At 67.7% G+C, this 5,193-nt stretch carries 5 protein-coding genes and 2 pseudogenes; all 7 read right to left on the reverse strand.

The features are described from left to right. Positions 1-241: 241 nt before the first annotated feature. Positions 242-682 (reverse strand): hypothetical protein, encoded by a 441-nt coding sequence (locus ACWEN3_RS40910; RefSeq protein ID WP_452982133.1) that lies wholly within the window; start codon positions 680-682, stop codon positions 242-244. Then, on the reverse strand, positions 679-1,383 hold the full coding sequence (locus tag ACWEN3_RS40915; protein ID WP_452982144.1) for a GMC oxidoreductase: 705 nt from the start codon (positions 1,381-1,383) through the stop codon (positions 679-681). Before ACWEN3_RS40915 ends, ACWEN3_RS40910 begins: the two co-directional genes overlap by 4 nt. Then, a pseudogene (locus ACWEN3_RS40920) lies at positions 1,384-1,653 on the reverse strand (GMC family oxidoreductase N-terminal domain-containing protein); the annotation flags it as partial. 239 nt (positions 1,654-1,892) lie between these two features. Beyond that, positions 1,893-3,374, reverse strand: a complete 1,482-nt coding sequence (locus tag ACWEN3_RS40925; RefSeq protein ID WP_452982136.1) for a sulfatase family protein — start codon at positions 3,372-3,374, stop codon at positions 1,893-1,895. A 195-nt stretch (positions 3,375-3,569) separates the two neighbouring features. Beyond that, complete coding sequence (locus ACWEN3_RS40930; protein ID WP_452982139.1) at positions 3,570-3,968, reverse strand: hypothetical protein; 399 nt, start codon at positions 3,966-3,968, stop codon at positions 3,570-3,572. Next, entirely contained in the window at positions 3,965-4,819 is an 855-nt protein-coding gene (locus ACWEN3_RS40935) for an IS5 family transposase (RefSeq protein ID WP_452982142.1), read from the reverse strand. The genes ACWEN3_RS40930 and ACWEN3_RS40935 overlap by 4 nt, the downstream gene beginning before the upstream one ends. A gap of 291 nt (positions 4,820-5,110) precedes the next feature. After that, positions 5,111-5,193 (reverse strand): annotated as a pseudogene (locus tag ACWEN3_RS40940) (transposase); the annotation flags it as partial.

A 5,193-nucleotide genomic window follows, 5' to 3' on the forward strand; every position in this document is an offset into this window, starting at 1 on the left:
GTCACCGGGTCGTAGATGCCGTACAGGCAGGTCGCGAAGACGTCGTTGCCCAGGTCGCCGCCCGCCGACCTCGCGGCGACCCGCCGTCGCCGTGCGGGCGCCTGCCGGGTCGACGCCCCGGCTGTGCCCGGGGGTGTGGCTGACGGCGTTCAGGAAACAGCACCGGACCTGCGGTCACCCCCAGGCGGCACCAGCCCCTGCCCGGCCGGTCAGCTGACGGGCGGGGCAGCGGACGCCGGCGTCATCTCGGCACTCGGCGGTAGATCGCCCCCCGAGCGATGACCGGTCCAAGAACGTCGTCCTCGAGGTAGTAGTCGGCTTCTCCTTCGGCCGCGGGCAGCCGGCGTGGCGCGGTGCCCGGATAACCCAGGGCACGGCGCACGGCGGGGTTCATGAAGTAGGCGCCGGCCACGGCGAACGCGAATGTGTCGTACACCTCGCGATGGTCCAGCCGTAGATCCCGGAGTACCCAGTCGGGGGCACCGGGAATCGCGAGCACCCGGGTGACGGCGCCAGCCAGGTCGGGGTTGGCGGCCAGCGCCCGATTGATCCACTGGCCCGCCACGTCCGCCTCACTGGCAGACGGGAGGCCGGATCCGCCGGCGAGGAGGACATCGGCGAGCTCCGCGAGGCGGGCCCGCGAGGCGTCCCCGAGTTCGGTCGAAAGGTCTGGGGCGGTCACGACGCCACCTCCTGTTCCCGGGCCTTGGACGCGATGAAGCTGGCGGTACGTTTCGCCAGGGCGCAGATCGTGGCGGTCGGGTTCACACCCGTCGAGGTGGTGAACACGCTCGCGTCGATGATGTAGAGGTTCGGCACGTCGTGCGCCCGGCCGAAGCGGTCGACGACCGAGGTGCCCGGGTCGTCGCCCATCCTGGCGGTGCCGGTGTTGTGCCCGGTCATGAAGTCGCGTCCGGCGACCCAGGCCCTCGTCGCGCCGGCCGCCTCGTGCGCCTCCAGGCTCCTCGCCAGGTTGAAGTCGATGATCCGGCGCGTGTTCTCGGAGACCCGGTAGTGCACCTTGGCCGCCGGCAGCCCGTCGGAGTCGGTGAGCGAGGCGTGCAGTGAGACGGAGTTGGTCTCCTCCGGGAGGTCCTCCGGGACGACGTGCCACTGCAGCATCCGGACGAACTCCTTCATCCTCGCTGCCGAGCCCTCACCCCACAACTCCTCGCCGCTGAGACTTCCGGGGTGCGTCCACTTCTCCGCAGCCTCCAGGGGCCCCGCGATGGGCAGCAGCGACCACTTGGCGCCGCGCACGAACCCGCGCGACGGGTCGGACTCGTAGAACTGCATCGAGGCGATGTGCTCGCCGGCCGGCCCCAGCCAGTTCTCCAGGTCGTCCTCGTAGACGCCGACGGAGGCGGCGTACGGGTGCAGCATGAGCCGCTTTCCGACCAGCCCCGAGGAGTTCGCCAGGCCGTCGGGGTAGCGGCCGGAGGCCGACATCAGGAGTAGCCGGGGAGTCCCGATGCCGCCGGCCGCCAGGATGACCAGCGAAGCGGACTGGAAGTGCTCGTGGCCGTCGCGCAGGTAGACGGCTCCGTTGGCGCGACCGCGTTCGTCGAGCGTCACCCGGGCGACCCGGGCGCGGGTGATGACCTTCGCTCCCAGGGTCACGGCCTCCGGCAGGTGGGTGACGTCGGTGGACGACTTGGCACCTTCCCCAGGCCGCGTCGATGGCCGCGTCGGCGGCGGGCTCGGTCAGACCGCGGGGACGGGTGGCGCTCATGGCTGATGGGACCGACGCCTCCAGAGCCGTGTGCGCAGGCTCGAATCGTGCCGGGGGGCAGTTCGCATGAAGTGCGGAAGACCCCGCCACCCCTCAGGGCGCTGGAGCGGGGTCTTCGTGTATCTGCAGCCGGATGCCGCCGAGCGCAGCCCGATGACGGCTACTGGTGCAGCCGCGACGCGTCCCGGCAGGACTCGGAGCCCGAACAACGGGCGAGCGCGGTCAAGGTCTCGTGCAGGGCTTTCTCTTTCCCGTCGCTCAGGCTGCCTGCGAGATTCTTAAGCTCAGCGGGATCGGCCTGAGTGTCGTAGTATTCGCGTTCCCCGTCCGCGTACTCGACCCAGAGACTGTCCGCGGTCCGAAGCGCTTCGTACGTCGGCGGATTGCCGCTGTCCTTCGGAGCCGCGTCGGGATCGCCCTTGGACGTTCCGGGATGGTGATGCTCGACCAGAACGGACTCACGCCAGTCCTTCGGCGACGATCCGTGGAAGAGGTCGACAAGGCTGAGACCGTCCACGGCCGAGGGCGGCTTCAGCCCCGCGAGCTGCTGGAACGTCGGATTGAGATCGGTGTTCTGCACCAGCTGGGAGGCGGTCCGCCCCGCCGGCACATCCGGTCCTGTCACCATCATGGGGACGCGGATATCGGTGTCGAAAGCGGTCTGCTTGCCCGGCCGCAGCCGGTGCTCACCCATGTGGAAGCCGTTGTCCGAGCCGAAGACCAGATACGTGTCGTCCGCGAGCCCCTTCTCCTTCAGCACGTCCTCCAGGCGGCCGATCATCCGGTCGACGGCCTGAACCGAGCGGACCCGCTTGGCGAACTTGCGGTCGATCTGCGTCTTCTGCTTGTCGCTCAGGGGCTTGAGATCGGCCTGCCACTTCGGCGCCTGCGCGGGCAGCCGATCGTAGGCGGCGCTCCTGGGTGCCTTGAGCCCCGGGTAGCTGTTGGCGTCGCGGGGCGCGGGCGTGGAGGGCTCGTGCGGCGCGAAGGTGGCGAGTTCCAGCATGAACGGCTTGCTGTCCGCCGCCGAGGAACCGATGAAGGAGACCGCCTTGGCGGACACCACGTCGGTCAGGTAGTCCTGCGGGTCATGGCCGTAGTGGACGACCTTGCCGTTCTCGTTGAGGTCGTAGTTGAACTCTGGATACCCGTTGCCGGCCACGTCCCATTCGTTCCAGCCCGGAGGCACGTACGGGTGATCGGTGCCGCTGGTGTCCTTCGGCTGGTAGCCGTTGAGGTACTTGCCCATGAAGCCGGTGCGGTAGCCGGCCTTCTGAAGAGCCGGCGCGTAGCACTTCTTCTCGTCGCCGTTCTTCATGAAGGCGCCGTAGCCTCCGTCGTCCCCGTTGTTGGTGAAGACCCCGGTGTTGTGGGGGTACTGCCCCGTGAGTATCGAGGAACGCGACGGGCAGCAGAGCGAGTCGGTGACGAAGTAGTTCGAGAACGTCGTCCCCTGCTTGCTCATCTGCTGAACGTGCGGCATATACCGCACGAGATTCCAGGAGAGGTCGTCGGTGAGTACATAAATGATGTTGGGCTTGCGGCCCTGTTCAGAACTCCCCGCCAATGAGGATGCGGACGCTCCGACTGCCGCGCTCTTGCCGGGCGCTGCCGAGCACCCGACGAGCAGCGCGGCGGCCACGGCAACCCACAGCAGGACCTGCCCTGCCGCACTCCTACCTGGTGACGATCCGTGCATGCACTCTCAACTCCCACTAGTCTGCCGGTCGGTGGGCCAGCGAGAGTAAGAGCGCTTCTTGTGGCTTCCTTGTGCCGAAGGGCCCAGCTCATCAGCCGAGGTGAACCGCCCCGGGTAGGGTAGAGATCTCAGTGGACGTTAAGTCCGTTTCTCGTAGCGACCTCGTCCGGGTTGGGTGAGGAAGCCTTGTCGGACGAGGCGTACGAGGCGGCTGCGGGTGACGTTGACGGTCGCCTCGTCGGTGGGCATGCCGAGGAGTTCATGCAGCTCGCGGGCTCGGAATGCCCGGCCCGGGTGTTGGTTGAAGGCGTTCACGATGGCTTGGTAGGCGGTGTTCGTCTCGGGCGGATCGGGCTCGGTCCCGGGCGGGACGCGTTCGGCGATGATCTTCCGGGTGGTGGCCAGGTCTGCGAGTCGCGCTTCGGTGTCGGCCAAGGCGGCGGTCAAGTGGTCGATCTGGCCACGTAGTTCACCGGCCCGGGCCGTGGTTTTGTCGTGCTGGTCCTGGAGGTCTGCCAGGAGCTCGCTGATGTTCACGCGGCCAGCCCGAGGGTGTCGCGCCAGGCCGGAGACGGTGTGGTGAGGCGGCGGGCCATGTTCGCGATGGAAGCCCAGTAGACGCGCGAGGCGGAGGTGTCGGGCCGGTGATCGTACTCGCGGGCCAGGCGGCGGTGCAGCATCAACGTGCCGTTGACCTGCTCCACGATCCACCTCTTCGGTTGCGGGACGAAGCCTTTGCCCTGGTCTGCGGGGTTGCGGCGGACGACCTCGACGTCGATGTCCAGCAGGGCGCCGTGGATGAGAACCTCGTCCTTGAAGCCCTGGTCCACCAGGGCCTTCTCCAGGCGCATCCCGCACCGCTCGGCCGCCTGGTCGAGCAGGGCGGTGCCGGCGGCGTTGTCGTGGGCGGATGCGGCCAGCACCACGACGCCGATGATCAGCCCCAGAACGTCGACGGCCAGTCCCCGCTTGCGGCCCGACACCTTCTTGTTGGCGTCCAGTCCCGTCGTGGTCTTCGGGACGCCGGCGGCCGCGCGGACGGACTGGGTGTCGATGATCACAAGGGACGGGTCCTCTAATCGGCGGGCTCTCTCCCTCACCTGGCAGCGCAGGAGTTCCTGGATCCGCTGGTCGAGCCCGTCCTGACGCCACAGCGTGAAGTAGTAGAACACCGCAGACCAGGCCGGCAGGTCGTGGGGCAGATAGCGCCACTGGCAGCCCGTACGGTTCTGATAGAAGATCGCGTTCACGACCTCCCGCAGATCGCAGGACCCGGAATCCCCGGTCACCGACCGCGCCACCCGGCCCTGCTTCCAGGCCGTGATCATCGGCTCGATCAACGTCCACTGCTCATCCGATACGTCGCTCGGATACGGTCTCCGCTCCATGCCCGAATCCCAGCATGGGCATGACGAGCAGTCACCCCGGACGAGTATCAGTACCACGATCGAGCGATCAGGAACCGGGGAAGATCGGACTTAACGTCCACTCAGAGGGCGGTATGTGGCGTGATGCTGCGTTTGTTGTCGCTGGAACGTGTGGCGCAGGCGTATCGGGGCTGATCGGGGGGTCCTGTCGTGCTGGAGTGTTCCTCGTGAGCGATCGCCAGCCCTACAAGAGCGACTTATCCGATGAACGGTGGGCCCTGATCGAACCCGTCATCGCCTCCTAGTGCCGCATCAAGCTACGTTCGCCCTGTTCACGACCTCACGGAGGCGGTCGTCGGCGGCATGCTTGTTCCGCCAGATGATGTAGCGACGGA

It is taken from the genome of Streptomyces sp. NPDC004561, from assembly GCF_053602155.1.